General features: G+C 60.8%; 20 protein-coding genes. 17 read left to right on the top strand and 3 right to left on the bottom strand.

Annotated features, from left to right (window positions below; all coding sequences use genetic code 11):
• Nucleotides 1-159 precede the first annotated feature (159 nt).
• The 15 genes from AC13RM_RS14825 to AC13RM_RS14755 all read left to right on the top strand — a co-directional run bounded on the left by AC13RM_RS14825 (nt 160) and on the right by AC13RM_RS14755 (nt 19,799).
• Nucleotides 160-2,346 (top strand): TonB-dependent siderophore receptor, encoded by a 2,187-nt coding sequence (locus AC13RM_RS14825; RefSeq protein WP_488555247.1) that lies wholly within the window; start codon nt 160-162, stop codon nt 2,344-2,346.
• Between the two features lie 237 nt (nt 2,347-2,583).
• Nucleotides 2,584-3,429, top strand: a complete 846-nt coding sequence (locus tag AC13RM_RS14820) for an ABC transporter substrate-binding protein (RefSeq protein ID WP_488555226.1) — start codon at nt 2,584-2,586, stop codon at nt 3,427-3,429.
• Nucleotides 3,422-5,413: a Fe(3+)-hydroxamate ABC transporter permease FhuB gene (gene fhuB, locus AC13RM_RS14815; RefSeq protein ID WP_488555246.1), complete on the top strand. Its 1,992-nt coding sequence runs from the start codon at nt 3,422-3,424 to the stop codon at nt 5,411-5,413. The genes AC13RM_RS14820 and fhuB overlap by 8 nt, the downstream gene beginning before the upstream one ends.
• Nucleotides 5,410-6,465, top strand: a complete 1,056-nt coding sequence (locus AC13RM_RS14810; RefSeq protein ID WP_488555225.1) for a DUF2218 domain-containing protein — start codon at nt 5,410-5,412, stop codon at nt 6,463-6,465. The genes fhuB and AC13RM_RS14810 overlap by 4 nt, the downstream gene beginning before the upstream one ends.
• A 113-nt stretch (nt 6,466-6,578) precedes the next feature.
• Entirely contained in the window at nt 6,579-7,166 is a 588-nt protein-coding gene (locus tag AC13RM_RS14805) for an ANTAR domain-containing response regulator (RefSeq protein ID WP_092706529.1), read from the top strand.
• 55 nt (nt 7,167-7,221) lie between these two features.
• Entirely contained in the window at nt 7,222-8,520 is a 1,299-nt protein-coding gene (locus tag AC13RM_RS14800) for a CmpA/NrtA family ABC transporter substrate-binding protein (RefSeq protein WP_440477771.1), read from the top strand.
• Between the two features lie 368 nt (nt 8,521-8,888).
• Nucleotides 8,889-10,187, top strand: coding sequence for a CmpA/NrtA family ABC transporter substrate-binding protein (locus tag AC13RM_RS14795; RefSeq protein WP_440477772.1), 1,299 nt, complete (start codon nt 8,889-8,891; stop codon nt 10,185-10,187).
• Between the two features lie 34 nt (nt 10,188-10,221).
• The gene (gene ntrB, locus AC13RM_RS14790) at nt 10,222-11,118 is read left to right on the top strand and encodes a nitrate ABC transporter permease (protein ID WP_440477773.1); all 897 of its coding nucleotides are present in this window, start codon (nt 10,222-10,224) and stop codon (nt 11,116-11,118) included.
• A gap of 10 nt (nt 11,119-11,128) precedes the next feature.
• Nucleotides 11,129-11,926 carry an ABC transporter ATP-binding protein gene (locus tag AC13RM_RS14785; protein ID WP_374819220.1) on the top strand — a complete coding sequence of 266 codons (798 nt, stop codon included), beginning with the start codon at nt 11,129-11,131 and terminating at the stop codon, nt 11,924-11,926.
• Between the two features lie 4 nt (nt 11,927-11,930).
• Nucleotides 11,931-14,381: a nitrite reductase large subunit NirB gene (gene nirB, locus AC13RM_RS14780; RefSeq protein ID WP_374819218.1), complete on the top strand. Its 2,451-nt coding sequence runs from the start codon at nt 11,931-11,933 to the stop codon at nt 14,379-14,381.
• A 4-nt stretch (nt 14,382-14,385) separates the two neighbouring features.
• On the top strand, nt 14,386-14,724 hold the full coding sequence (gene nirD, locus AC13RM_RS14775; RefSeq protein WP_374819216.1) for a nitrite reductase small subunit NirD: 339 nt from the start codon (nt 14,386-14,388) through the stop codon (nt 14,722-14,724).
• A gap of 345 nt (nt 14,725-15,069) precedes the next feature.
• Nucleotides 15,070-17,727, top strand: a complete 2,658-nt coding sequence (locus AC13RM_RS14770; RefSeq protein ID WP_374819214.1) for a nitrate reductase — start codon at nt 15,070-15,072, stop codon at nt 17,725-17,727.
• A 129-nt stretch (nt 17,728-17,856) separates the two neighbouring features.
• Nucleotides 17,857-18,888 (top strand): CorA family divalent cation transporter, encoded by a 1,032-nt coding sequence (locus AC13RM_RS14765; RefSeq protein ID WP_374819212.1) that lies wholly within the window; start codon nt 17,857-17,859, stop codon nt 18,886-18,888.
• 63 nt (nt 18,889-18,951) lie between these two features.
• Nucleotides 18,952-19,458: a hypothetical protein gene (locus tag AC13RM_RS14760; RefSeq protein WP_113230983.1), complete on the top strand. Its 507-nt coding sequence runs from the start codon at nt 18,952-18,954 to the stop codon at nt 19,456-19,458.
• A gap of 167 nt (nt 19,459-19,625) precedes the next feature.
• Nucleotides 19,626-19,799 (top strand): hypothetical protein, encoded by a 174-nt coding sequence (locus tag AC13RM_RS14755; RefSeq protein ID WP_015342656.1) that lies wholly within the window; start codon nt 19,626-19,628, stop codon nt 19,797-19,799.
• 78 nt (nt 19,800-19,877) lie between these two features.
• Here the strand turns inward: AC13RM_RS14755 and AC13RM_RS14750 are convergent, their stop codons facing one another.
• The 3 genes from AC13RM_RS14750 to AC13RM_RS14740 all read right to left on the bottom strand — a co-directional run bounded on the left by AC13RM_RS14750 (nt 19,878) and on the right by AC13RM_RS14740 (nt 23,013).
• Complete coding sequence (locus AC13RM_RS14750; RefSeq protein ID WP_113407562.1) at nt 19,878-20,711, bottom strand: alpha/beta fold hydrolase; 834 nt, start codon at nt 20,709-20,711, stop codon at nt 19,878-19,880.
• A gap of 356 nt (nt 20,712-21,067) precedes the next feature.
• A complete protein-coding gene (locus AC13RM_RS14745) occupies nt 21,068-22,072 on the bottom strand; it encodes an alpha/beta hydrolase (protein ID WP_374819365.1) in 1,005 nt (334 codons plus the stop codon).
• Nucleotides 22,073-22,323: 251 nt separating this feature from the next.
• Complete coding sequence (locus tag AC13RM_RS14740; protein WP_285203127.1) at nt 22,324-23,013, bottom strand: DJ-1/PfpI family protein; 690 nt, start codon at nt 23,011-23,013, stop codon at nt 22,324-22,326.
• 85 nt (nt 23,014-23,098) lie between these two features.
• On the opposite strand from AC13RM_RS14740, the gene AC13RM_RS14735 reads away from it, so the two are divergent.
• Nucleotides 23,099-24,049, top strand: coding sequence for a GlxA family transcriptional regulator (locus tag AC13RM_RS14735; RefSeq protein WP_374819209.1), 951 nt, complete (start codon nt 23,099-23,101; stop codon nt 24,047-24,049).
• Between the two features lie 135 nt (nt 24,050-24,184).
• Nucleotides 24,185-25,096: an acetamidase/formamidase family protein gene (locus tag AC13RM_RS14730; RefSeq protein WP_374819207.1), complete on the top strand. Its 912-nt coding sequence runs from the start codon at nt 24,185-24,187 to the stop codon at nt 25,094-25,096.

The following is a 25,096-nucleotide window of genomic DNA, read 5'->3' as shown; positions in this document are numbered from 1 at the left end:
TCCGCGAGCAATTGTACGTTTTGCGGAGAATTGCCCAAGAACATTCAATTTCCCCCGTGACAGACAAGCCGCACCCATAAATATGAGTTAACTACTCATCTTATCGAGGGATCGGCCAACCGGCCGAACGGGCGCAAGAATTCGGGACGAATGACGGAAATGCAGGAATTGAAGCAGGACGTATCGCGAGCGCGGCTCATGGCGACGGGCGCAGCCATTATCGCGCTGCTGGCGGGCTCCAAGATCATGGCGCAGGAAACGCCGACGGAGCTGCAGCCTTTGGTTATTCAGGGTTCGCAACAGAAGAGTGAAGACAGCGGCACCGCGCCGGTCAAGGGCTATGTCGCCAGGAAGACCACGGCAGGCTCAAAATCCGACACGCCAATCACCGAGGTACCGCAGTCGGTCTCCGTCATCGGCCAGCAGGAGATGCAGGATCGCGGCATTACCAACAAGGTCGACGAGGCGCTGCGTTATACGCCCGGCGTCACCGCACAGCCCTTCGGCAATGATGGCGATACCGACTGGTTCTACATTCGCGGCTTCGATGCGACGCAGAGCGGCGTCTTCATGAACGGCCTGACGCTCTACAGCTACGGCTTCGGCGGCTTCCAGATCGATCCGTACATGCTCGAGCGCGTCGAAGTGCTGAAGGGGCCTTCCTCCGTGCTTTACGGCGGCGCCAATCCGGGCGGCCTCGTCAATATGGTCCGCAAGGAGCCGACGGACACTCCTCAATATTCGACCGAGATCGGCATCAACAATCTCGGCAATGCCTTCGTCGGCTTCGACTTCTCCGACAAGCTTTCGGCCGACGGCGTCTATCGCTACCGCCTGACCGGCAAGATCGCCGGCGGCGACACCTATAGCGACGGCACCCACGACCTGCGCGGCTTCATCATGCCGCAGGTCACCATCTCGCCCGATGAGTCCACCAAGCTGACCGTCTTCGGCATGCTGAGCGGCCTGGATGAAATCCATAGCGGCAACGGCTTCTTCCCCTATGTCGGCACCGTCGTCGATGCGCCCTTCGGCAAGATCAAGCGCGATGCCTTCTATGGCGAGCGAAGCATCGATAATCTTAAATATGCCCAGCAGATGCTGGGTTACGAATTCTCGCACGATTTCGACGGCGGCTGGACCGTGTCGCAGAACGCGCGCTACGGTCACCTTTATAAGCGCGAGGAAGGCCCGTATCTGAACGGCTATGTCGACGGCAATCCGCTCAGCCCTGGTTATGACGATCCCAACTACATGCTGAACCGCATCGGCTTTTTCGAGCGCTCAAAGGTCGATACCTTCTCCGTCGACACACGCGCGGAAAACAAGTTCGACACCGGCCCGATCAGCCATGATTTCCTGATCGGCACGGACTATTCGATCTACCGCCTCGACCAGATCCAGGCGTGCTGCGGCTCCAATCCGATCAGCGCCACCAACCCGGTCTATGGCACGCCGCAGGGGACCAACTTCGTCTACCTCAATCAGGTCATGACGCAGCAGCAACTCGGTATCTATACGCAGGACCAGATGCGCTTCGGCGACGGCTGGCTGGTGACGCTCAACGGCCGTTACGACTTCGTCGATACCAATTCCGACTCGAAGGTCGGCACGAGCTACAAGTCGAACGCATCAGCGCCGAGCGGACGAGCCGGCCTTGCCTACGAGTTTTCCAACGGCATCACGCCCTATATCAGCGCCGGCACCTTCTTCAATCCGCTGATCGGCACCAGCGTCAGCGGCGGCGGCCTCACTCCGGAAAAGGGCGAGCAGTACGAGGCCGGCATCAAGTACGAGCCCGACTTCATCGACGGCCTGTTCACGGCGTCCATCTTCCAGATCAACCGCAAGAACATGGCGCTGACTGATCCGGTCACCTTCCTGCAGCGCCAGGTCGGCGAGGTCCGCTCGCGCGGTGTCGAATTCGAAGGCAAGGTCAATCTGGATGACAATTGGAAGGTGCTTGGCTCCTACTCCTATACCGATCTCGAAGTCACCAAGGATCTAGATTCCTCCATCATCGGCAATTCGCCCTATCTGGTGCCGAATTCCACCGCGTCCCTCTGGCTCGACTACGCCTTCACGAGCGATGCGCTTGACGGGCTCAGCATCGGTGCCGGCGTGCGCTACCAGGGCAAGTCCTGGGCAGACCAGGCCAATACGCTGCGCGTACCTTCGGCAACGCTCTTCGATGCGGGCATCCGCTACGAGAAGAAGGGCTGGGGTGCTGCACTCAACGTCTCGAACCTGTTCGACAAGGAATATGTCTCGGGTTGCGCCGGCGAAAATGTGTGCGGCTACGGCGAAGCGAGAACCATCACTTTCAAGCTCAGCAAGAAGTGGTAAGTTGAGAATTATAGTATACTTTCATTTTCGATCATGGCAAGGAACCGGGGATTGCCGCAAGGCAATCCTCGAACTCGTTTCAAACCGAAGGCAACGCTTACGCATGACGACGCAGTGGCTGCGAATTTACCGCGTCGGCGCGGGGATGCTTGCCCAGTCACAGTGCTGCAGCATGGTCAGCTATTTCCCATGACCGCAGGAAACGCTCATAAGCTGTCACGAAGACAATTCCTTGCGATGGCGGGCGCAGGCGGGATCGCCGGCCTGACGCCGGCTCGCGCGGCGGCGAGCCCGCGTGTGGCGACGCTCGATTGGGCCATTCTGGAAACCCTGCTAGCGATCGGCGCAAATGTGGTTGCCGGTACCGAATTGCTGCAATTTCGAGAGGTCGCCGTCACACCGGCCATTCCCGCGGGTGTTGCCGATCTCGGGCTACGCGGCACGCCGAACTTCGAAGTCCTTTATGCATCCAGGCCAAATCTGATCTTCAATTCCAATTTCTATAGCTGGGCCGACGATCGCATGCGACTGATCGCACCGGTCGAGAGCCACGCTATTTATCAACCCGGAACCAGCCCCTACCAGCTTGCGGAGCAGGCAACCCTTGCGATCGGCGAGCGGCTCGGACTTACGACCGGTCGCGCCCTCGTCGATAAGACGCGCGAAAAACTCGAAGCCTATCGCGCCAGTTTCAGCAAGGGCGATCACCGGCCGATCCTGCCGATCAATCTGGGTGACTCCAGGCACTTTCGCGTTTTCGGTTCCGACAGCATGTTCGGGGAAGTTCTGACCCGCGCCGGCCTGACCAATGCCTGGCCGGATTTGACGAGTTATTCGGCAACCGCACCCGTCGGCATTGAGCGGCTCGCCGCCATGCCGGATGCATGGATCGTTCTCATCCCGCCGCATCCGGCCGAAGCTCTGGCGGAACTCCAGCAAAGCGCATTCTGGAATGCGCTTCCGCCGGTACGGCAAGGTCGTGTTCTCATGCTCGGCTCGATCAATCCCTATGGTGCGCTGCCGGCAGCAGAACGCTTTGCCGATCTCCTTGCAGGAGGGCTCAACCGTGCATGGAATGGTTGATCGGCCTGTGATTGCCCAAGGCAAATCGCTGGCACGCAACGGTGCTCTGCTCGGTGCTATCTGCATCCTTGCTTTTGCGGCCCTCGTCTTCCTGCGGCCACAGCTTACCGCCGATGTGCGGGAGGCAACCACCCTCAACCATATCCTGCTGATCGATAGCCTGCTGCCGCGATCGGCGATCGCAATCATAGCCGGCGCGGCTCTCGGCCTTTCCGGCGCCTTGCTGCAAAGAGTCTTGCGCAATCCGATCGCCGACGCCTCGACGCTCGGGATCGCCGCCGGGTCGCAGCTGGCGATGACGATCGCTGTCGGGCTGTTTCCGTTGCTGATCGGCCTGCCAAGGGAAATCTCTGCCTTTGTCGGCGGCCTTTCGGCGGTCCTGATCGTTCTGGCATTGAGTTGGCGACGTGGTCTCGACCCGGTGACGGTGGCGCTATGCGGCATGATGGTGACGCTGGTAGCAACCGCACTTAGCGTCACGATCATTCTCGCACGCGGCGAATATGCCATGTCCGTCTTCATCTGGGGCGCGGGCGCTCTGAACCAGCAAAACTGGGACGGCGTCATCACGCTCGCGCCGCGCCTGATCATAGGCTTTGCAGCCGCATTGGTATTGATCCGTCCTCTGACTGTCATGAGCCTGGATGACAGCAGCGCCAAAAACCTCGGCCTTGCATTGCACAGCATGCGTTTTGCCATTCTGGCGCTTGCCGTCTGGCTTGCGGCTTCGGTGACGGCGCAGGTCGGCATCATCGGCTTTCTGGGGCTTGCAGCGCCTCACATTGCCAGATTCTGCGGCGCGCGCCGCACCAGACAGCTGCTGATCGCCGCACCCATGGTCGGAGCCGGCCTGCTGTTCCTGACGGATTGCCTGGTGCAACTCCTCTCTCCGGGGTTCACTGATCTCGCTCCAACGGGAGCAGCAACCGCGCTCCTTGGCGGACCGCTCCTATTGCTGCTTCTGCCGCGCTTGCATTCCGGCAATGCGCTCCGCACCAATGGCGGTCCTCGGGCGCGGCTGGCTATTGCAGCACCGGGACGAGCGCTTGCTTTGCTTGCGCTCGGCTTCGTTCTTCTGATCCTCATTGTTCTCTCGGTCGGGCGCAGCTTCGACGGCTGGCACGTGGCGATCGGCAGCCAGTTTCGGGAACTTCTGCCTTTCCGCCTGCCGCGCACCGTCGTTGCGGCAACTGCCGGCGCGATGCTCGCCGCAGCCGGCTTCATCATGCAGCGCCTCACCGCCAATCCGCTCGCAAGCCCCGAGGTTCTGGGAGTGAGCGCCGGCGGCGGTGCGGGCCTGACGATCGCACTCTTTCTCTTCGTATTCCCCTCGCCCGTCGTCACGATCACCGCAATGACGATCGGCGCGCTGATTGCATTCCTTGCCATGATGGCATTCAGCGCACGCGGCGGCTTCGACCCCGAGCGACTGCTGCTTTCGGGCGTCGCCATCGGCGCTCTCTGCATGGCAATCGTCACTGTCGTTCTCTCACGCGGCGATCTGCGCGCCTATCTCCTCTTGACCTGGCTGTCGGGCTCCACCAATCGGGCCGGTTCCTTCGAAGCCTGGACCGGCGTCATTTCGCTTGTGCTTCTCGTTCCGATCCTGCCGATCCTGAGGCGATGGTTCGATGTGCTGCCGCTCGGCGGCGACGTTTCGCGCTCCGTCGGCCTCTCGGTTGCGGCAAGCCGCCTCACTCTGGCGGTTCTTGCGGCTCTCCTGACTGCGATCCCCTCTTTCCTCGTCGGTCCGCTCAGCCTGACCGGGCTGATCGCACCGCATCTCGGGCGCCTCATCGGCTTCCGCGAGACAGTCAAGCAATTGATGGCTAGCCTGCTCCTTGGCGCCACGCTGCTGGTGCTGGCCGACTGGCTGTCGCGAATGGTGATCTTTCCCTACGAGGTTCCCGTCGGCCTGTTCGCGGCCCTGATCGGCGGCCCTTATCTCATCTGGTTCCTGACCCGCAAGGAGGCAAAGAAATGATGCATGCAAGGGATTTCACCGCTTCCGGCGTGGCGACCCATAAGGATGCTGGTCAATTGCTGGATCAGTTCTGCGCGCGTTTTGCCGAACATGTCACCATCACGCGAAGTGAGGCCGGAGCCCGCCTCGATACCGTCATCGGCAGCGCCGACATCGCCGTCAGCAACAATCGTCTAGACATCGAGCTGCGTTGCCCGACGGCAGCCATGCTCTTCACGATCCGTAGCATGGTCGCCGAAAGCCTGTTCGAACTCTCCACCAGCCACACGCTCGCCCTCAATTGGGCCGACGGCCCGCAACCGTCATCCATACCGGACTTCCGCGAAATCAGCGTCGTCGATGCCTACGACATCACCCCGCATATGCGCCGTGTCGTGGTGACAACCGATAACGCCAGGCACTTCGTCGACGGCGGCTTGCATGTCCGCCTACTCATCCCGCCGAAAGGCCGCGAGCCGGTCTGGCCGCATACGGAGCCGGACGGTCGCATCCATTGGCCGAAAGACGATGATGCGCTGACCATCCGCGCCTATACGATCCGCAGCATCGATCTTGACCGCGGCGAGATGAACATCGATTTCGTTGTGCATGCAGGCGACGATGTGCCGGGAACGACTTGGGCGATGACTGCCCGCCCCGGCGATCGCGCCGGCCTGATCGGTCCGGGGGGCGGCGATGTGCCGACAGCGCGCAAGCTCATTCTCGCCGGCGACGAAACCGCGCTGCCGGCCATCGCCCGCATCGCAGCCTCCGTGCCTGCCGATGCCGAGTTGCGCATCTTTCTCGAGGTCGCCGACACACAAGAAGAGCAGGCGCTGACCTCAAGCGCATCGATGGATATCACCTGGCTGCATCGCAATGGTGCCGCTGCCGGGACGACGGATACGCTTGAACGCATCCTGCGCGACGTCGTGCCCGCTGCCGAGCCCGATACCTTTGTCTGGGCCGCGTGCGAGCAGAAACAGGCCCGCGCCATCCGCACCTTCCTCAAGAGCGAGCTCGCCAGGGATAACGGCACCTTCAGCAGCGCGGCCTATTGGCGGAACTGCTAAAGAATTAGCCAGAAAGCAACTAATGTGATCAAAATTTAGGCCGAATTACAATTCGCCTAATATTTCATCGAACGACACTTGCCCGCTTTGCTGCATTGCGCCATAAAGACGGCATGAGCCGTCTCGATCTGACCATTCTTGTGATCGATGAAAATGCGATCCGCGCCTCGATCATCGAGGAGGGGTTGCGGGAGGCTGGTCATGCGCGAGTGACGGTCATCCATGAAGTGCAGGGCGTCGCACGGACGATCGAGACGCTTCGCCCCGACGTCATCATTATCGATCTCGAAAATCCGAATCGCGACATGATGGAGCATCTGTTTCAGCTGACGCGGACGGTAGGACGACCGATCGCCATGTTCGTCGATCGCTCCGATACGGCTTCCATCGAGGCGGCCGTCGAGGCCGGGGTATCAGCCTATATCGTCGACGGCCTCAAGAAGGAACGGGTCAAGCCAATCCTCGACATGGCCGTCAGCCGCTTCAATGCCTTCAGCCGGCTACAGCGGGAGCTGGCGGATGCCAAGTCGGCGCTTGAAGAACGCAAGATCGTCGAGCGCGCCAAGGGAATCCTGATGAAGATGCGCGGCCTTTCGGAAGACGAAGCCTTCGCGCTGCTGCGACAGACGGCCATGAACGAAAAGAAGAAGATGTCCGAGATCGCGCAAAGCGTCGTGACGGCAGCGGGGTTACTGATGTGAGCGTACTAGGCCCCATCTTGTCCGCCGCCCTGAGAGGGGAGGCACCGGAGTGAATATGAGAGTGCAAGCAGCCCGTTCCGCCAAAAGCCGACAGGCGGGCGACAGCAATCCTTCGGCGCCTGCCCAGATTACCAGCGAAGGCCCGCGCACATTGCGCGCCGGCTTCATTCCGCTTGTCGATGCGTCGGTCCTGATTGCGGCCGCGGAATTCGGCTTCGCCCGCAAGGAGGGGATCGCTCTCGATCTCGTCAAGGACGTTTCCTGGGCCAATGTCCGCGATCGGCTTGCCTTTCGCCAGTTCGACATCGCCCATATGCTCTCGCCGATGCCGGTCGCGGCGATGCTCGGGCTTGGCTCGAACCCCTCGCCCACGATTACCCCATTCTCTCTCGGCTGCGGCGGCAACGCCATCACTCTGTCGACGCGGTTGTTCGACCGCATGTGCGAAGAAACGGGTCTTTCCGATCAGGCAAGCGCACTGGAAAATTCGCAGGCGCTTGCGAAGGTGGTCGAAACCATGAAGGCGCGCGGAGAGCAGCCGCCGACGCTTGGCATGACCTATCCCTTCTCGTCGCATAATTACGAATTCCGCTATTGGCTGGCCGCCGGCGGCATCGATCCCGACCGCGACGTGAAGCTTGTCGTCGTGCCGCCGCCTCTCACATCCGATGCGCTTGCGGCCGGCGCCATCGACGGCTTCTGCGTCGGGGCGCCCTGGAACATGGTCGCCTCGGAGCGCGGCGTCGGCCGCATCGTCGCGGCCAAGCAGGATATCTGGCCCTCCGCACCCGAAAAGGTGATCGGCATGCGCCCGGAATGGGCCGAAAGCCATCCGGAAACCGTATCGCGCCTTATCGTGGCGCTGGACGCGGCAGCGCGCTGGTGCGACCGAGCGAAAAATCATGATGCCCTTGCTGAAGCGCTTGCCGACCAGCGCTATATCGCGGCACCTGTGCACATCATCCGCCATGTGCTGGCGGGCGAATTCAACCTTGATGCCAGGGGCCATCGCCGCGTCATCGACAGATATTTCAGTTTCCATGGCGGGTTTGCCAACTATCCGCGCCCGAGCCAGGCGCTTTGGATCTTCAGCCAGATGATACGCTGGGGGCAAACCGCATTTTCCGAGCAGAACATGAAGATGGCAGCCTCGGCCTACCGTTCCGACCTCTATAGGCTGGCGCTCGGCAACGAGGCGTCGTCCGACGATGCCGATATCCGTATCGAGGGCGACAAAGATGGCGACCGCTTTATGGACGGCCATATTTTCGATCCAGCGGAGATCGCCGCCTATGTTGCCGGATTTGCCGTGAAAACGACATGCGGGACGCGGTCTTCGAGCGACGACATCTAGCCTTCAGTTATGCTGCGTTGCACAGAATAAGCGCAGGATCGAAAGCCGAGTGAGCGCATACGCTCAAAATATTTGCAGAAATCGCAACTGCCCGCAAAGCGAGCCGTCGGACCACGCTCCTGAATAATCAAGCAATTACAATGCCATGGCATTGGCGTGGAAAACTGGCACGCGGCTTGCTTATTTAGATTCGCTTCGATCAATGGCGATCGAGGCACGCAATGCGCTGATAACGCGCTCGCAAAGACATCGACGTCGCAAGGTTCTTGCCCCGAGGATTTCCTTCTTGTCCCGGGCTGCATCGACCGAGCGGCGTTTTTTTATGTCCGAAATCCACGCGTCACGAGCAAAACAAGGGGAAACTGCAAGTGAAGAAGATCCTGTCCGGTGGTGTTACGCGCCGAAACCTTTTGAAGACATCCGCCACGGCAGCCCTGATCGGCGCCGTCAGGACAGCCTTCCCTTCCGGCGCCTTCGCAGCAACGTCGGGACCGGAAGTGTCGGGGGTCAAGCTTGGCTACATCGCACTGACGGATGCGGCTCCGCTGGTCATCGCCAAGGAAAAGGGCCTGTTCGAAAAGCACGGCCTACCAGACGCCGATGTCGCCAAACAGGCCTCCTGGGGCGCGACGCGCGACAATCTGGTGCTCGGCGGCGCAGCAAACGGCATCGATGGCGCCCACATCCTCTCGCCGCTCCCCTACCTCATGCACACAGGCAAGGTGACGCAGAACAACCAGCCGGTGCCGATGGCGATCCTCGCCCGCCTCAACTACGACAGCCAGGGCATCTCCGTCGCCAAAGAATATGCAGAGACAGGCGTCCAGCTTGACGCATCCAAGCTGAAAGCGGCCTTTGACGCAAAAAGAGCTGCAGGCAAGGAGATCAAGGCGGCGATGACCTTCCCGGGCGGCACACATGATCTGTGGATCCGCTATTGGCTAGCCGCCGGCGGCATCCACCCCGACAAGGACGTTTCGACCATCGTCGTGCCGCCGCCGCAGATGGTGGCGAACATGAAGGTCGGCAACATGGACGTCTTTTGTGTCGGCGAGCCCTGGAACGAGCAGCTCGTCAACCAAGGCATCGGCTTCACCGCCTGTACGACCGGCGAGATCTGGAAAGGCCATCCGGAAAAAGCGCTCGGCATGCGCGCCGACTGGATCGAGAAGAATCCGAATGCAGCCAAGGCCTTGCTGATGGCCGTCATGGAAGCCCAGCAATGGTGCGACAGCATGGACAACAAGGAGGAAATGGCAACCATCCTCGGCAAGCGGCAATGGTTCAACGTGCCGCCAAAAGATGTGCTCGGCCGCCTCAAGGGCGACATCAACTACGGCAACGGCCGGATCGCCAAAAGCACCGATCTCTACATGAAGTTCTGGAAGGGCGGCGTTTCCTATCCCTATCAGAGCCATGACGCCTGGTTCCTTGCCGAGAACATTCGCTGGGGCAAGTTCGCGCCCAATACCGATATCAAGACGCTGGTCGGCCAGGTCAACCGCCAGGACATCTGGCGCGACGCCGCCAAGGAACTCGGTGTCGCCGCATCGGACATTCCGGCATCGACCTCGCGCGGCAAGGAAACCTTCTTCGACGGCAAGGTTTTCGATCCCGAAAACCCGACTGCCTACCTCGAAAGTCTCTCGATCAAGGTGGCGTCGTGATGGTCGGCACTCTCCTCCAAAAAGGATTCGTTCAATGTCCGTAACCGCCCGCAAACAGCAAGCCTCCGTTGCGCAAACGCCTGCTCCCGCAAAGAGCCATGTCGTGACATTGGCGGTCCGCCCTGTTCGCCGCATCGACATCCGTCATATCGGGCTCGCAGTCCTGCGCAACGTCTTGCCGCCCCTCGTAGTGCTCGTGCTTCTGCTCGCTATCTGGCAGCTGCTCTGTGAGCAGCCGGGCGCCAGCCTGCCGCCGCCCTCGCAAGTCTGGCAGGACAGCTACGACCTCATCGTCTATCCCTTCTTCTACAACGGGCCCCAGGATATCGGGCTTGCCTGGCGCGTGCTCGTCTCCTTGCAGCGCGTCGCCTATGGCTTCGGCCTTGCCGCCGTTGCCGGCGTGCTCGTCGGCGCGGTGATCGGGCAATCGGTCTGGGCGATGCGTGGACTCGATCCGATCTTCCAGGTGCTGCGCACCGTGCCGCCACTGGCATGGCTGCCGCTGTCGCTCGCGGCCTTCCAGAATTCCAACCCCTCGGCGATCTTCGTGATCTTCATCACCTCGATCTGGCCCGTCATCATCAACACGGCGGTCGGCGTTCGCAACATTCCGCAGGATTATCGCAACGTCGCCAAGGTGCTGCGGCTGAACCAGATCGAATTCTTCTTCCGCATCATGGTGCCGGCGGCCGCTCCTTACATCTTCACAGGTCTTCGCATCGGCGCCGGACTTTCCTGGCTTGCGATCGTTGCTGCCGAGATGCTGACCGGCGGTGTCGGCATCGGCTTCTTCATCTGGGATGCGTGGAACTCGTCGCGCCTGCCCGACATCATCGTCGCACTCGCCTATATCGGCATCACCGGCTTTGTCCTCGACCGCCTAGTCGCAGGCCTCGGTGCTGTCGTGACCCGCGGCATGACGAGCAATTGAGGAGAACCTGATGAGCGCCTATCTGAAGCTCGATCATATCGACAAATATTTCGATCGGGGTGGCCAGCGCGCCGAAGTGCTTGCCGGCATCGAACTCGTCATCGACAAGGGCGAATTCGTCTCGATCATCGGCCATTCCGGCTGTGGCAAGTCGACCCTTTTGAACCTCATTGCCGGCCTGACGCCGGTCTCTGCCGGCGCGGTGCTACTTGAGAACCGCGAGGTCAACGCACCCGGTCCGGATCGGGCCGTGGTCTTCCAGAACCACAGCCTGCTGCCTTGGCTCAGCGTTTACGAGAACGTCAATCTCGCCGTCTCGAAGGTATTTCGCGGCACGAAGAGCAAGGCCGAACGCCACGAGTGGGTGATGCGCAACCTCGATCTCGTGCAGATGGCCCATGCCAAGGACAAGCGTCCCTCGGAAATCTCCGGCGGCATGAAGCAACGCGTCGGCATTGCCCGGGCGCTCGCCATGCAGCCCAAGATCCTGCTGCTCGACGAGCCCTTCGGAGCGCTGGACGCCCTCACCCGCGCCCACCTTCAGGATGCCGTCATGGAAATCCATACCCGCCTCGGCAGCACGATGGTGATGATCACCCATGATGTCGACGAGGCCGTGTTGCTCTCCGACCGCATCGTCATGATGACCAATGGTCCGGCCGCCCATATCGGCGATATCCTGGAAGTGCCGATCGCGCGGCCACGCAACCGCATCGAGCTTGCCTCCGACAGAACCTACCTCAAATGCCGCGAGGCCGTGCTGAAGTTCCTTTACGAACGCCACCGCTTCGTCGAAGCCGCGGAGTGATATCATGACCCAGAAACTCGTCATCATCGGCAATGGCATGGCGCCAGGGCGCATGCTGGAGCACCTGCTGGAAAAGGCGCCGGATCTCTATCAGGTCACGATCTTCAACGCCGAGCCGCGCGTCAATTACGACCGCATCATGCTGTCGCCGGTTCTCTCGGGGGAGAAAGACTTTGAGCAGATCATCATCCACGGCGACGGCTGGTACATCAAGCACGGCATCACGCTCTACAAGGGGCACAAGATCGTCGCCATCGACCGGGTGGCAAAGACGGTCACCTCGGATCACGGTGTGACGGAGAGCTACGACAAGCTTGTCATCGCGACCGGCTCAGTGCCCTTCATCATTCCGGTTCCGGGCAAGGAACTGCGCGGGGTCATCACCTATCGCGACCTCGACGACGTACAGGCGATGCTGCTTGCGGCTCAATCGCGCGAGAAGGCCGTTGTCATCGGCGGCGGTCTGCTCGGTCTGGAAGCCGCCGCCGGCCTCAGCCTGCGTGGAATGGATGTCACCGTTCTCCATGTGCAGCCGACGCTGATGGAACGCCAGCTCGATCCGGCCGCCGGCTATCTGCTGCAAAAGGCCGTCGAGGAGCGCGGCATCAAGGTCATCACCAAGGCCAACACCAAGGCGATTATCGGCGACGGCAAGGTCGAGGGGATCGAACTCGACGACGGACGCGTGATCCCCGCCACGCTCGTCGTCATGGCCGTCGGCATCCGCCCCAATGTTGGCCTTGCCAAGGAGGCAGGCATCGCCGTCAACCGCGGCATCGTCGTCGATGACGGCATGCAGACTTCGGACGGAAGCATCATGGCGCTCGGCGAATGTGCCGAGGTCGGCGGCATGGTCTATGGCCTCGTCGCCCCCCTCTACGAGATGGCGCGTGTGGCCGCCTCACATCTGGCCGGCGACACGAGCGCCGCCTTCGTGCACTCGGACACGCCGACGAAACTGAAAGTGACCGGCATCGACCTATTCTCGCTCGGCGACTTCGCCGATGGCGACGATCGCGAAGAGATCGTCCTGCGCGATGCGGCTGCCGGCGTCTACAAGCGCCTCGTGCTGAAGGATAACAGGATCATCGGCACCGTGCTTTACGGCGAGACGGGTGACGGCGCCTGGTTCAACGACCTGAAGAAGAAGGCGACCGATATCTCTGAGATGCGCGAAACCCTGATCTTCGGCCAGGCCTATCAGGGAGGGTCGCCGCTGGACCCTATGGCGGCCGTTGCAGCCTTGCCGGATGATGCGGAAATCTGCGGCTGCAACGGCGTCTGCAAGGGCAAGATCACTTCGACGATCACGGCCAGAGGCCTAACCTCACTCGACGACGTGCGCGCCCACACGAAAGCATCGGCCTCCTGCGGCTCCTGCACCGGCCTCGTCGAACAGCTGATGTCGATCACCCTTGGCGACAGCTACAACCCTGCCGCCGTCCAGCCGATGTGCACCTGCACCGAGCTCGGGCATGACGACGTCAGAAGACTGATAAAAGCCAAGGGGTTGAAGACCATTCCTGCCGTTATGCAGGAGCTTGAATGGAAGACTTCCTGCGGCTGCGCGAAATGCCGCCCGGCTCTGAATTACTACCTCGTCTGCGACTGGCCGGATGAATATGCCGATGACTACCAGTCGCGCTTCATCAATGAGCGCGTGCACGCCAACATCCAGAAGGATGGCACCTATTCCGTGGTGCCGCGCATGTGGGGCGGCGTCACCAGTTCGAACGAGCTGCGGGCGATTGCCGACGTCGTCGACAAGTTCGAGATCCCGATGGTGAAGGTGACCGGCGGTCAGCGTATCGACCTTCTCGGCGTGCAGAAGGAGGATCTGCCGGCCGTCTGGGCCGATCTCGGCAAGGCCGGTTTCATCTCCGGCCAGGCCTATGCCAAGGGCCTGCGTACGGTGAAGACCTGCGTCGGTTCCGACTGGTGCCGCTTCGGTACGCAGGATTCGACCGGCCTCGGCATCCGCATCGAGAAATTCATGTGGGGTTCCTGGACGCCGGCAAAGCTCAAGATGGCCGTCTCCGGCTGTCCGCGAAATTGCGCCGAGGCAACCTGCAAGGACATCGGCGTCATCTGCGTCGACAGCGGCTTCGAGATCCATTTCGCAGGCGCTGCCGGTCTCGACATCAAAGGCACGGAAGTGCTCGGCCTCGTGAAGACGGAGGACGAGGCGCTCGAACATATCGTGGCGCTGACGCAGATGTACCGCGAGCAGGCCCGCTATCTCGAACGTATCTACAAATGGGCCAAGCGCATCGGTCTCGACGAGATCCGCCGCCAGATCATGGGCGATGCCGAAAAGCGCAACGCCTATTACGAGCGCTTCGTTTTCAGCCAGAAATTCGCCCAGGTCGACCCCTGGTCCGAGCGCGTCTCCGGCAAGGACAAGCACGAGTTCAAGCCGATGGCGACAGTCGGCTTCCCGCAGGCCGCCGAGTAAGGAAATGAACATGACAACCTGGCATCCAATCGGCGACATCTCGGACATTCCTCTGCGCGGCGCACGGTGCGTGAAAACCCCGCAGGGCAAGATTGCCGTATTCCGCACGGCCGAAAACGAGGTCTTCGCCATCGAGGATCACTGCCCGCACAAAGGCGGCCCGCTCTCCCAAGGCATCGTTCACGGGAAAGCCGTGACTTGCCCGCTGCACAACTGGGTGATCTCGCTCGAAACCGGCAAGGCGCTTGGTGCAGACCAGGGCGAGGTGCGGACCATTCCCGTCCGCAACGAGGACGGCGCTCTCTCCATCGCGCTCGAAAGCCTGATGATGGCGGCGGAGTGAAGATGTTCGGAAGAAGTTACCCCACTCTATCAGCTTTGCTGACATCTCCCCCACAAGGGGCAGGGCTATCGCATATGGAGGCGGACGAGCACCATAAGCTCCTTCTCCCCTTGGGGAGAAGGTGGCCCGAAGGGTCGGATGAGGGGGTTATCTATTTGAATTCATGGATTTTTATGGCCTTGGCGGGCACCCCCTCATCCGCCTGGCGGCACCTTCTCCCCGCTGGGGAGAAGGGGGACAGCGGCGATCTCCGCTCATATGCGATACCCCTGCCTTGTGGGGGAGATGTCCCGCAGAGACAGAGGGAGATATTCTCCCACGCTCTAAACTTCATGGACGCAACCCATGTCCATTGAAACCAAAACCACCTGCCCCTATTGCGGCGTCGGTTGCGGCGTTATCGCCAGCGTCGATGATGACGGCAAGGTCTCCGTGAAAGGCGACCCGGACCACCCTGCCAACTTCGGGCGTCTGTGCTCGAAAGGCTCCGCCCTTGCCGAGACGATCGATCTCGACGGACGCCTGCTCCATCCTGAAATTGCCGGCCAGAGAGCGAGCTGGGACGAGGCGCTTGATCTGGTCGCGAAACGCCTCAGTGAGGCGATTGCCGAACACGGCCCTGATGCCGTTGCCTTCTACGTCTCCGGCCAGCTGCTGACGGAGGATTATTACGTCGCCAACAAGCTGATGAAGGGCTTCATCGGCTCGGGCAATATCGATACGAACTCGCGGCTGTGCATGTCGTCCTCCGTTGCCGGCCATCGTCGCGCCTTCGGCTCGGATACGGTGCCGGGCACTTACGAGGATATCGAGCTGGCCGACCTCATCATCCTCACCGGCTCCAATCTCGCCTGGTGCCATCCGGTCATCTATCAGCGGCTGGCGGCGGCAAAGGCAGCACGGCCGACGATGAAGATGGTCGTCATCGATCCGCGCCGGACCATGACCTGCGATATCGCCGATCTGCATCTGACGATCCGGCCGGATGGCGATGTCGCCCTTTTCCTGGGTCTTTTCGAGCATCTGATCACAAACAACACCATCGACCAGAATTACATTGCCGAGCACACCAGCGGCTTTGCCGAGGCTTTCGCCGCCGCCGGCGCCCTGTCGTTCAACCGCGTGCTCGAGCTGACCGGCTTGCCCGCGATGCAGCTTCGCGAATTCTACCGGCTGTTTGCACAGACCGAGAAGGTCGTCACCTGCTACAGCCAGGGTGTCAACCAATCCGTATCCGGCACCGACAAGGTCAACGCCATCATCAATTGCCATCTCGCCACCGGCCGCATCGGCCGGCCCGGCATGGGACCATTCTCGCTGACAGGCCAGCCGAACGCCATGGGCGGGCGCGAGGTCGGCGGTCTCGCCAATATGCTCGCCGCTCACATGGCGATCGAGAGTGCGGAGGATCGCGACCGTGTGCAGCGCTTCTGGCACTCGCCGCGGATTGCCGGAAAGCCGGGATTGAAGGCGGTCGACATGTTTCGCGCCGTTGCCAACGGTCGCATCAAGGCATTGTGGATCATGGCGACCAACCCCGTGGTCTCCATGCCGGACGCCGATGCCGTCGAGGCGGCAATCAAAGCCTGTCCCTTCGTCGTCGTCTCAGACATCCTGCGTGAGACGGATACGGCGCGGCACGCGCATGTGCTGCTGCCCTCGCTCGGCTGGGGCGAAAAGGACGGCACCGTCACCAATTCCGAACGGCGGATTTCGAGGCAGCGCCAATTTCTTGCAACCCCCGGCGAAGCTAGGCCCGACTGGTGGCAAATGGCCGAAGTTGGCCGCCGCATCGGATTTTCCCAAGCCTTCTCCTTTCGCACACATGCGGAGATCTTCGCCGAGCACGCAGGCCTTTCCGGCTTTGAAAACGAGGGCAGCCGCGATTTCGACATCGGCGCTTATCAAGCCATCGCGACGGAGGACTATGAGGCGCTTGCACCCTTCCAGTGGCCACAGCCGGCGGGCACGGCTCCGACGCTGACGCGTTTCTTTTCAAATGGCGGATTTTATCATTCCGATCGCAAGGCGCGCTTCATCGCCATAGAACCGCCGGCAACCAATCGAACCGACAGCCGCTTCCCCCTGACGCTCAATACCGGACGCATTCGCGATCACTGGCATACGATGACACGGACCGGCAAGAGCGCCCGCCTGTCGGGCCACATCGCAGAGCCTTTCGTCGAGATCCATCCACGCGACGCAATCGAGATCGGCGTTGCCGAAGCCGGCCTGGTAGAGATTGAGAGCCCCCATGGCAAGGTGATCGTCCGCGCCTTGGTGACGGAGCGGCAGGCGCGCGGTAGTCTCTTCGTGCCGATACACTGGAACGATAGCTTCGCCGCCAAAGCCCGCATCGATGTCGTGGTCGCTCCCATAACCGACCCGATTTCCGGCCAGCCCGCGTCGAAGAATGTCGCAGTCCGCGCCTGCCGTTTCCAGGCCTCACATTATTGCTTCGCGGTTTCCGCAGCAAAGCCGCACGATCTCGACAGTGCCTATTGGGCGCTCGCCAAGGCCGATGGCGGCTGGCGGACAGAGCTTGCGTTCGATCTGGCACCGGACGACTGGATCGGGTGGTGTCGCGCGACATTCGATATAGATGACGATCTCGAACCGCTCGGCTATGCTGATCAGGCCTCCGGAGATCTGCGCCTTGCTTTCTTCGATGGGGAGCGGCTGCAGGCGGCTCTCTTCGTCGCACGGCAGCCTGTAGCCGTGGCCCGAAACTGGGCGATCGCTCAGCTTTCGGCATCGCATGGCAATCTCAGCAAGCGGTTTGCGCTGATCGCAGGCAGACCGGGAGCCGATGCGATCGACGCCGGTGCGACGGTCTGCTCCTGCTTTGGCGTCGGCATCAACCAGATCGTCGCGGCCATTCGCGGCGGCTGTCACAGTGTCGAAGCCGTCGGCAGGGAGCTCAATGCCGGAACCAATTGCGGCTCCTGCCGCGCCGAGATCCGTACGATCATCGATAGCTGTCTTGCCGCGGCGGCAGAATGAGCGGTCTGGCATCATAGCCGATCATTCGCGTTAAACTTCGGTTTCACCTTAACGTTCTCGGTGCTAGAACTATTGAAAATAGCTGCATGATTTCGCTTTCCTTTTACACTCGGGGGAGGATGGGAGCGGATGGAGATCGAGAGCCGGAAGGTTCAACTCAGCTACGGCGCCGAGCCCGGCATACGCTTCGCCGTCCTTCTCGACGGCAACGGCAGCTGTCGCGAGATCGGTGCCGCCGGCCTACAGAGTTGGAAGCCGACAGACGGAATTCTCTGGGTTCATCTCGAGCGCGACCATGATGCCGCGGCAACGTGGGTAACACACAATGGCGGCTTCGATCCGCTTGTCGCCGACGCGTTGCTGGAGGATGAATCGCGCCCGCGCGTCGAGCCGGTCGATGATGGCTTGCTAATCATTCTTCGCGGCGTCTGCGCTGCACCGCCCGACGACGCGGATGTGGCGGTCGAGGATCTCGATCTCGTTCCCCTGCATGCCTGGGTGGACGAGAATCGCGTCGTGACCCTTCGCGACAGCGGCCATTACATCACCGCCCTTCGCGACATCCGCCAAGCGCTCGAAAAGGGCAAAGGCCCGAAGCGCACTGGCGAACTGCTTGCCCTCGTCAGCGACAAGCTCGTGAGGGACCTGGAACCCGTTCTTGATCAGATGGATGAGGAAGTTGACGAGCTGGATGAGCTGATCTTCCACGGCGAGGCCGCCGAAGTCCGTGAGCGCCTGAAGCTGCTTCGCAGGCGCGCCGTGCAGCTAAGACGCTATCTTTCGCCGCAACGCGATGCCCTCAATCGCATCGAACATGACGACGCTCCCTGGCTTGCCGAACGCGACAAGCTTCGTATGCGCGAGGTCATCGACAAGCTGATGCGCTGCATCGAGTATCTGGATGCGATCCGCGACCGGACGGGCATCCTGCATGACGACCTTTCCACCGTCATCAGCGAGCGCATCGCCCGCAACTCCAACCGGCTTGCAGCGCTTGCTGCATTGTTGCTGCCGCCGAGCGTCGTCGCCGGCCTGTTCGGCATGAATGTCGGCGGCATTCCAGGCGTCAACGATACCTGGGCCTTCGTCATCATCGTCGTGCTGGTCGCCGTCACCTCCATCGTCACCCTCTATATTCTGAAGCGCATCAACTGGCTCTGACCGCCTGGGAACCGCGCATATGCCTGCGGCGTTCCTAGCAAGTCTGATGAAGGGATTGATATCATGCATCATCAAGCGCGCCTTCTCGCCGTCCTTGCCGCGATCTGCCTGGCGACACCTGCCGCCGCCGATGAAAGCGGATTTCTGAAGCCGCTGAACGGCAGCTGGACGGGAACCGGCAAGGTGGTTCGAAAGATCGGCGACTCGCCGATCAATGTCTCCTGCAGATTCACCATCAGCGCTCCGGTCCCCTCGATTTCGATGAGGGGAAACTGCCGCGGCCTTCTCATCATCAGTCGCGCGATCTCGGCCCAGCTTACGGCGCGCGGAAACAGATACTCAGGCACCTACACCGGTCCTTCCGGTGCGACATCGCAGCTGTCGGGCAGCAGGCAGGGCGATGTCATCAATCTGGCAGTGCGCTGGGCACGTCTCGTCAACGGCGATCGCGATGCCAATATGACCATTCGCAGGCAGGGCAACGACCAGCTGACGCTCCGGACCATCGACAAGGATCTGAGCTCAGGCAAATCGGTCGTAACCAGCGAGATCAATCTTCGGCGTCAATAGGGTTCAACGGAACCGTCTCCGGGGGGCCAAAGCAATCGTGCGTTGGTCTTTGAGAGCAGCGAGGGGCGCCAAACGGAACATACAAGGTGCGGCCCGATCCGAAAGCCCGGATCGCTTGACTTTCTCGACTCCATATGAGAACATAAAGTGAACAAATGGAGTTTTCCATGACCAAGGCAGAACAAGTCATCGAACGTGCAATGACCTTTGTCGCTGTCTCGAAGGCCCTTCGGGAGCGCGAACAGGAACGGCGCGCCACATGGACGCGCCGCGTTGAAATCAGCCGGCCGCTACCGCCCTTGCCCCGCGCCGTTCAGCTTTCGTTGAAACTCGACAGCTGAAGAGGCAAGGGCTGTAACCAGCACCCGGCAGGCTGTGAAGCGCCCGCCTTTTTGGCGGGCGCATGACCTTTTTAATGCTTAGGCCTTGAAGAAGGCGAGCAGGTCCGCGTTGATCACGTCCGCATGCGTGGTGGCCATACCATGCGGGAAGCCCTTATAGACCTTGAGCGTGCCATTCTTTAGCAGCTTCGAGGAGAGAAGCGCCGAATCCGCGATCGGCACAATCTGGTCGTCATCGCCATGCATGACGAGGGTCGGAACTTCGATCTTCTTCAAGTCTTCGGTGAAGTCTGTTTCCGAAAAGGCTTTGATGCAATCATAATGGGCCTTGGTGCCGCCCATCATGCCTTGGCGCCACCAATTATCGATAACGCCCTGCGAAACAGCTGCGCCGGGACGATTGAAACCGTAGAAGGGCCCCGCCGGAATATCGCGGAAGAACTGAGCGCGGTTGGCCGCAAGCGCTGTACGGAAGCCATCAAAGACTTCCAGCGGCAGGCCGCCGGGGTTCTTGTCGGACTTGACCATGATCGGCGGTACGGCGCCGATCAGCACGGCCTTCGAGACGCGGCCATGGCCGCCATACTGGGCGACATAGCGGGCAACTTCGCCGCCGCCTGTCGAATGGCCGACATGGATGGCGCCCTTGAGATCCAGATGTTCTGCCAGCGCCGCGACATCGGCGGCATAGGTGTCCATCTCGTTGCCTGTTGCGGTCTGGCTGGAACGGCCATGGCCGCGACGGTCGTGGGCGATGACGCGGTAGCCCTGGTGAAGGAAGAATAGCATCTGGGCATCCCAATCGTCAGAGCTCAGGGGCCATCCGTGATGGAAGACGATCGGCTGGCCCGTTCCCCAATCCTTGTAGAAGATCTGGGTTCCGTCCTTGGTGGTGATCGTGCTGCTGCTCATTGTGTCCTTACCTTTCGAAGTTGATTGCTTTGTAGAGGCTTGCGCAGGTTGAGCGAAGGGGCTGGCAGCTGCAGCAGCGGCAAGGCCAAGCCCGGCTGTCATAACGCCCCGACGAGTAGCTTGAGGGATAGACTGGCTCATTTCAATCTCCACTTAAATTTATCGTGCGATTTATTATCGCGACATGGACATGCATAATGGCTTTCACCTGCCCTGTCCATATAAAAATTTGATCCACGATTATTTATTGCGATAAATAATTAGGCGCATAGTCCAATCGGCCGCGCGCGCTTGATGAGGCACCGCAGAAGAGCAGACATTTTCGCAATCAGATTGAGCTCGACCAGGTGTGCGAGCTATTGCACTGGCTTATCGACAAAATGCGCAATCGCGAATTGCGCAACGCGCTCGTTCGATTTCCTCGCATCGTCGAGCCAGAACGGGAAAATCTGCCATTGATGGATCATCCCCGGCCAGACTTCCAGGCTCACGTTACCGCCCGCCTGGCGTACTTTGTCTGCAAACCGCGAGGCGTCATCAAGTAGCACCTCGCGAGCGCCGACCTGGATCAGCAGCGGAGGAAACCCGGAGACATTGCCATAGAGCGGCGATATATCGGGATCGGCAAGAGGACGGTCGCGCGCGAACGCATCGTGGATAAGGGTCAACTCGGCCTTGTTCATGAAGGGATCGCTGGCGGCGTTGGCGGCCAGGGACGCGCCCGTTGCGGCGAAATCGGTAATCGGGCTCATCGCGACCACGGCAGCGGGAAGCGGACCACTCAGCCTAAGCTGGTTCAAAACGACCTCGATGGCCAGAGTTGCGCCAACCGACTCGCCGACGATAACGACGTTGCCGGCCTTGTATCCTGATGTCAGAAGCCAGCGATAGGCCGCAATGGCATCGTCCCTTTGCGCGGGAAAGCGATTTTCGGGCGTGAGGCGATAGTCGATCAACAGCACATCGGCTGAGGCGGCCTTGGCGAGCGAACCCGCTATGTTGGCGTGCGTGCGAAGGGAGCCGCTATAGAAGCCGCCGCCATGCAAATAAAGGATGGCACGCCGCCCGATCGGATGATGCAACCGTGCCGGCCAGATCAGATCGCCATCCACCCCGTTGGCGTCGACATGACGTATCTGGACACGCGCCGGGCCTGGGGTCGATGACATGAGCTTTTCGAAATCGGAGCGGCGTTGCAACAGGTCGGCTCCGGACACCGCGCCGCTGTCGCGCAAGGTGCCGATCAGCTTCTCGATCTGCTCGCTCGAAGTCTTTGTTTGCGGAGCGATCTCGGATGTCTCGGCGGCTGCAGCTTGCGATATCGACCCCAGGCCTGCACATATCAGAACGGTCACTGCCATGACGAAACGGAATATGCGGCGCAATGATCGGAACTCGTTCATCAAATAAGCCTTTTTCCCGTAAGGCCGTGGACGCTATTGTGATGCCACGGTCGCAGAAAAGCTATTTGTGTCAAGTATGATAGGCGACGTGAGACTGGAATTTCCATTCATCCGCTGCCCATCATTGCCTCGACACGATCGACCGATGATCGCTTGCCTATCGGTGCTCCGTTTCATTGAGGTGACAGCGCCGGTGGACAAGTCGATGTTCATTCAGGCTCATGTCTGACCGCCGTAAGGCGGGCGATGATCTCCTGCCGCGCCATTCTCGAGCCGGCAAGGCGTTGCCTGGTTCTGGCCAATACCTCAGCACTAGCCTTCTCGGGCAATCCGGAATGAAATGGCGGCTCCGGCGCGTATTCCAGCGACAGTTGGATCGCTTCGGCTTCCTCTCGACCGCGCAAGGCGGCAGCAATCGTCAGCCCGAAATCGATGCCGGCGGTCACGCCGCCCGCTGTGAAGAGATTACCGTCCCGCACGACGCGGCCCGGCGTGACTACGGCTCCAAAACTCTCGAGGAAATCAAGCGCATTCCAATGGGTCGTGGCCTTCTTGCCCTTGAGCAGGCCGGCCGCTCCAAGGACGAGAGAACCGGTGCACACCGATGTTACGAAGCGGGCTTTGGCCGCCTGTTTCCGGACAAAGCTTAGAACGTCCGCATCCTCCAGCAATGCATTGACGCCGACGCCGCCGGGCACGCAGATGACGTCAAGCGGCGGGCATTCGGCAAACGTCGTTGTTGGCTGCAACGCCAGCTTCGTTGCCGATACGATGGGGGACGTGTCCTTCCACACGAGATGCACCTCCGCATCATCCATCGAGGCGAATACCTCGTAGGGCGCGGTCAGATCGAGTTGCTGGACGCCTGGAAACGCAAGCAGGCCGAAGCGGATGGTCATGGCATGTCTCCAATGATTGACTTTTCCAAGCCTATGCGACAATGCTCTGGCACATTTGCCAAACCACCGTCATTTTTTGCCAATCATGCGCCCCATCGAAATTCTTGCCTTCGACAACGCCCAACTGCTTGACATCACGGGTCCGCTGCAGGTTTTCACCAGCGCCAACGAGGCGGCGCGTGAGCTCGATCGGCCGAAACCATACGAGACCATCGTGGTCGCGGAAAACCCGCAGACCCGAACGAGCTCGGGTCTCGTGCTCATGACCGCCCCACCCGGCAATACCGATACACCGCTCGACACCCTGATCATCGCCGGCGGCTGGGGCGTCAATAAAGCCTGCGAGAATCTCGACCTGGTCGAATGGGTACGCCGGCGTGCCGCGAATGCCCGACGGATAGCCTCGGTCTGCAGCGGCGCCTTTCTGCTTGCGGAAGCCGGTCTTCTGAACGGGCGGCGGGCAGCGACCCATTGGAATCGTTGCGAAGAATTTGCCAAGCGCTTTCCGCAAGTGAAGCTTGAGCCCGATCCGATCTTCGTTCAGGACGGGCAGATCTGGAGTTCCGCCGGCGTGACCGCCGGCATCGATCTCTCGCTTGCTTTGGTTGAGGAAGATCTCGGCCGCCCGCTGGCGCTTTCCGTGGCTCGCGAACTCGTCGTCTTCCTCAAGCGCCCGGGTGGTCAGGCGCAGTTCAGCGCGGCACTGAGACTTCAGGAGGGCGGCGAACGCTTCGACCGTCTGCATGGCTGGATCATGGACAATCTGCGCGCCGACCTTTCCCTGCCGACGCTGGCCGAGCAGGCGAATATGAGCGCACGCAGCTTCTCGCGCCACTATCTGAAAGCGACCGGGCGGACGCCTGCACGCGCGGTGGAGGAAATCCGCATCGAGGCGGCCCGCCGCCTTCTGGAGGAAGGCCTTAGCGTGCATCAGGCACGCATGCGCTGCGGCTTCAGTTCGGAAGAAACCATGCGGCGCAATTTCATGCGGAAATTCGGGACGACACCGCAGGCATTTCGCGATCATTTTGCTTGAGGGCTGTTTGCCGTGGCAGGCATTTGCGCGCGACAAGCGAAGTGATCTTTGCCTAATATCGTCGCCCGCCCTTTCCCAGACGTTCGGACTCGTCATAGGCTACCGCCACCGGATTCCACACAAGGCTTCAGCAAAATGGCGACCCATCGTTTCGTTCCCGACACCTATCACAATGTCATCGGCTCGCTGCCGCCAGCCTTACATATCGCCGATGGCGATACTGTTGTTACCGAAACCCTTGATGCCGCCGGCTACGACAAGCATGATGTCCGCCAGATATCCGGCCCCAATCCGATGAATGGGCCGATCTTCGTCGACGGCGCGGAACCGGGCGATAGCCTCAAGGTCGAGATTCTCGCCATGGTGCCGACGCGCGACACGGGTTTTACCCGCAGTGTGGTAGCAAGCAACGTCGTCGACCCGCATGACGTACGCGACTTGCCGGCGAGCAAGAAGGTATACTGGCAGATCGATCGAGAGGCCCTGACGGCGCGGCTTGCCGAACCCGTAGCGGGTCTTGAATCCCTTGCTTTGCCACTTGCTCCGATGATCGGCTGTTTTGGCGTCGCGCCATCGCTCGGTCAGGCCATATCGACCGCCACCAGCGGCGAATTTGGCGGCAATATGGATTATCGATTGCTCGGGCCAGGGACGACCATCTGGTTTCCGGTAACAGCACCTGGCGCTCTCTTCTTCCTCGGCGATTGCCATGCGGTGCAAGGAGACGGCGAGATCGTCGGTACCGGTATCGAGACCACCTTCGAGGTGACGGTACGCCTCAGCGTCGAAAAGAAAAGGACGATCGTCTGGCCGCGCGGCGAGACGGCAGAGGATATTTTCACCATTGGCAATGCCCGGCCGCTTGATCAGGCCCTGCAACATGCCACCAGCGAAATGCTGCGCTGGCTCGGCTCAGATTACGGTCTCGACAAGACTGCGGCCAGCCACCTGCTCGGTCAGGTCGTGCGCTACGATGTCGGCAACGTCTTCGATCCCGCCTATACGATGGCTTGCCGTGTCTCGAAAACCTGGCTGAAACGCCGATAA

Source organism: Martinezella sp. CNPSo 3732, from assembly GCF_057784515.1.
Note: the sequence above shows the minus strand (reverse complement) of the source record. Positions and strands in the feature narration are given on the sequence as shown.

Coding starts and splice junctions, on each gene's coding strand:
- nirD (WP_374819216.1), top strand. CDS start 14,386: ATGAACATGACAACCTGGCATCCAATCGGCGACATCTCGGACATTCCT.
- AC13RM_RS14805 (WP_092706529.1), top strand. CDS start 6,579: ATGAGCCGTCTCGATCTGACCATTCTTGTGATCGATGAAAATGCGATC.
- AC13RM_RS14735 (WP_374819209.1), top strand. CDS start 23,099: ATGCGCCCCATCGAAATTCTTGCCTTCGACAACGCCCAACTGCTTGAC.
- AC13RM_RS14740 (WP_285203127.1), bottom strand. CDS start 23,013: ATGACCATCCGCTTCGGCCTGCTTGCGTTTCCAGGCGTCCAGCAACTC.
- AC13RM_RS14825 (WP_488555247.1), top strand. CDS start 160: ATGCAGGAATTGAAGCAGGACGTATCGCGAGCGCGGCTCATGGCGACG.
- AC13RM_RS14765 (WP_374819212.1), top strand. CDS start 17,857: ATGGAGATCGAGAGCCGGAAGGTTCAACTCAGCTACGGCGCCGAGCCC.
- AC13RM_RS14770 (WP_374819214.1), top strand. CDS start 15,070: ATGTCCATTGAAACCAAAACCACCTGCCCCTATTGCGGCGTCGGTTGC.
- AC13RM_RS14785 (WP_374819220.1), top strand. CDS start 11,129: ATGAGCGCCTATCTGAAGCTCGATCATATCGACAAATATTTCGATCGG.
- AC13RM_RS14810 (WP_488555225.1), top strand. CDS start 5,410: ATGATGCATGCAAGGGATTTCACCGCTTCCGGCGTGGCGACCCATAAG.
- fhuB (WP_488555246.1), top strand. CDS start 3,422: ATGGTTGATCGGCCTGTGATTGCCCAAGGCAAATCGCTGGCACGCAAC.
- AC13RM_RS14730 (WP_374819207.1), top strand. CDS start 24,185: ATGGCGACCCATCGTTTCGTTCCCGACACCTATCACAATGTCATCGGC.
- AC13RM_RS14820 (WP_488555226.1), top strand. CDS start 2,584: ATGGCGGGCGCAGGCGGGATCGCCGGCCTGACGCCGGCTCGCGCGGCG.
- AC13RM_RS14750 (WP_113407562.1), bottom strand. CDS start 20,711: ATGAGCAGCAGCACGATCACCACCAAGGACGGAACCCAGATCTTCTAC.
- AC13RM_RS14800 (WP_440477771.1), top strand. CDS start 7,222: ATGAGAGTGCAAGCAGCCCGTTCCGCCAAAAGCCGACAGGCGGGCGAC.
- AC13RM_RS14755 (WP_015342656.1), top strand. CDS start 19,626: ATGACCAAGGCAGAACAAGTCATCGAACGTGCAATGACCTTTGTCGCT.
- ntrB (WP_440477773.1), top strand. CDS start 10,222: ATGTCCGTAACCGCCCGCAAACAGCAAGCCTCCGTTGCGCAAACGCCT.
- nirB (WP_374819218.1), top strand. CDS start 11,931: ATGACCCAGAAACTCGTCATCATCGGCAATGGCATGGCGCCAGGGCGC.
- AC13RM_RS14760 (WP_113230983.1), top strand. CDS start 18,952: ATGCATCATCAAGCGCGCCTTCTCGCCGTCCTTGCCGCGATCTGCCTG.
- AC13RM_RS14745 (WP_374819365.1), bottom strand. CDS start 22,072: ATGGCAGTGACCGTTCTGATATGTGCAGGCCTGGGGTCGATATCGCAA.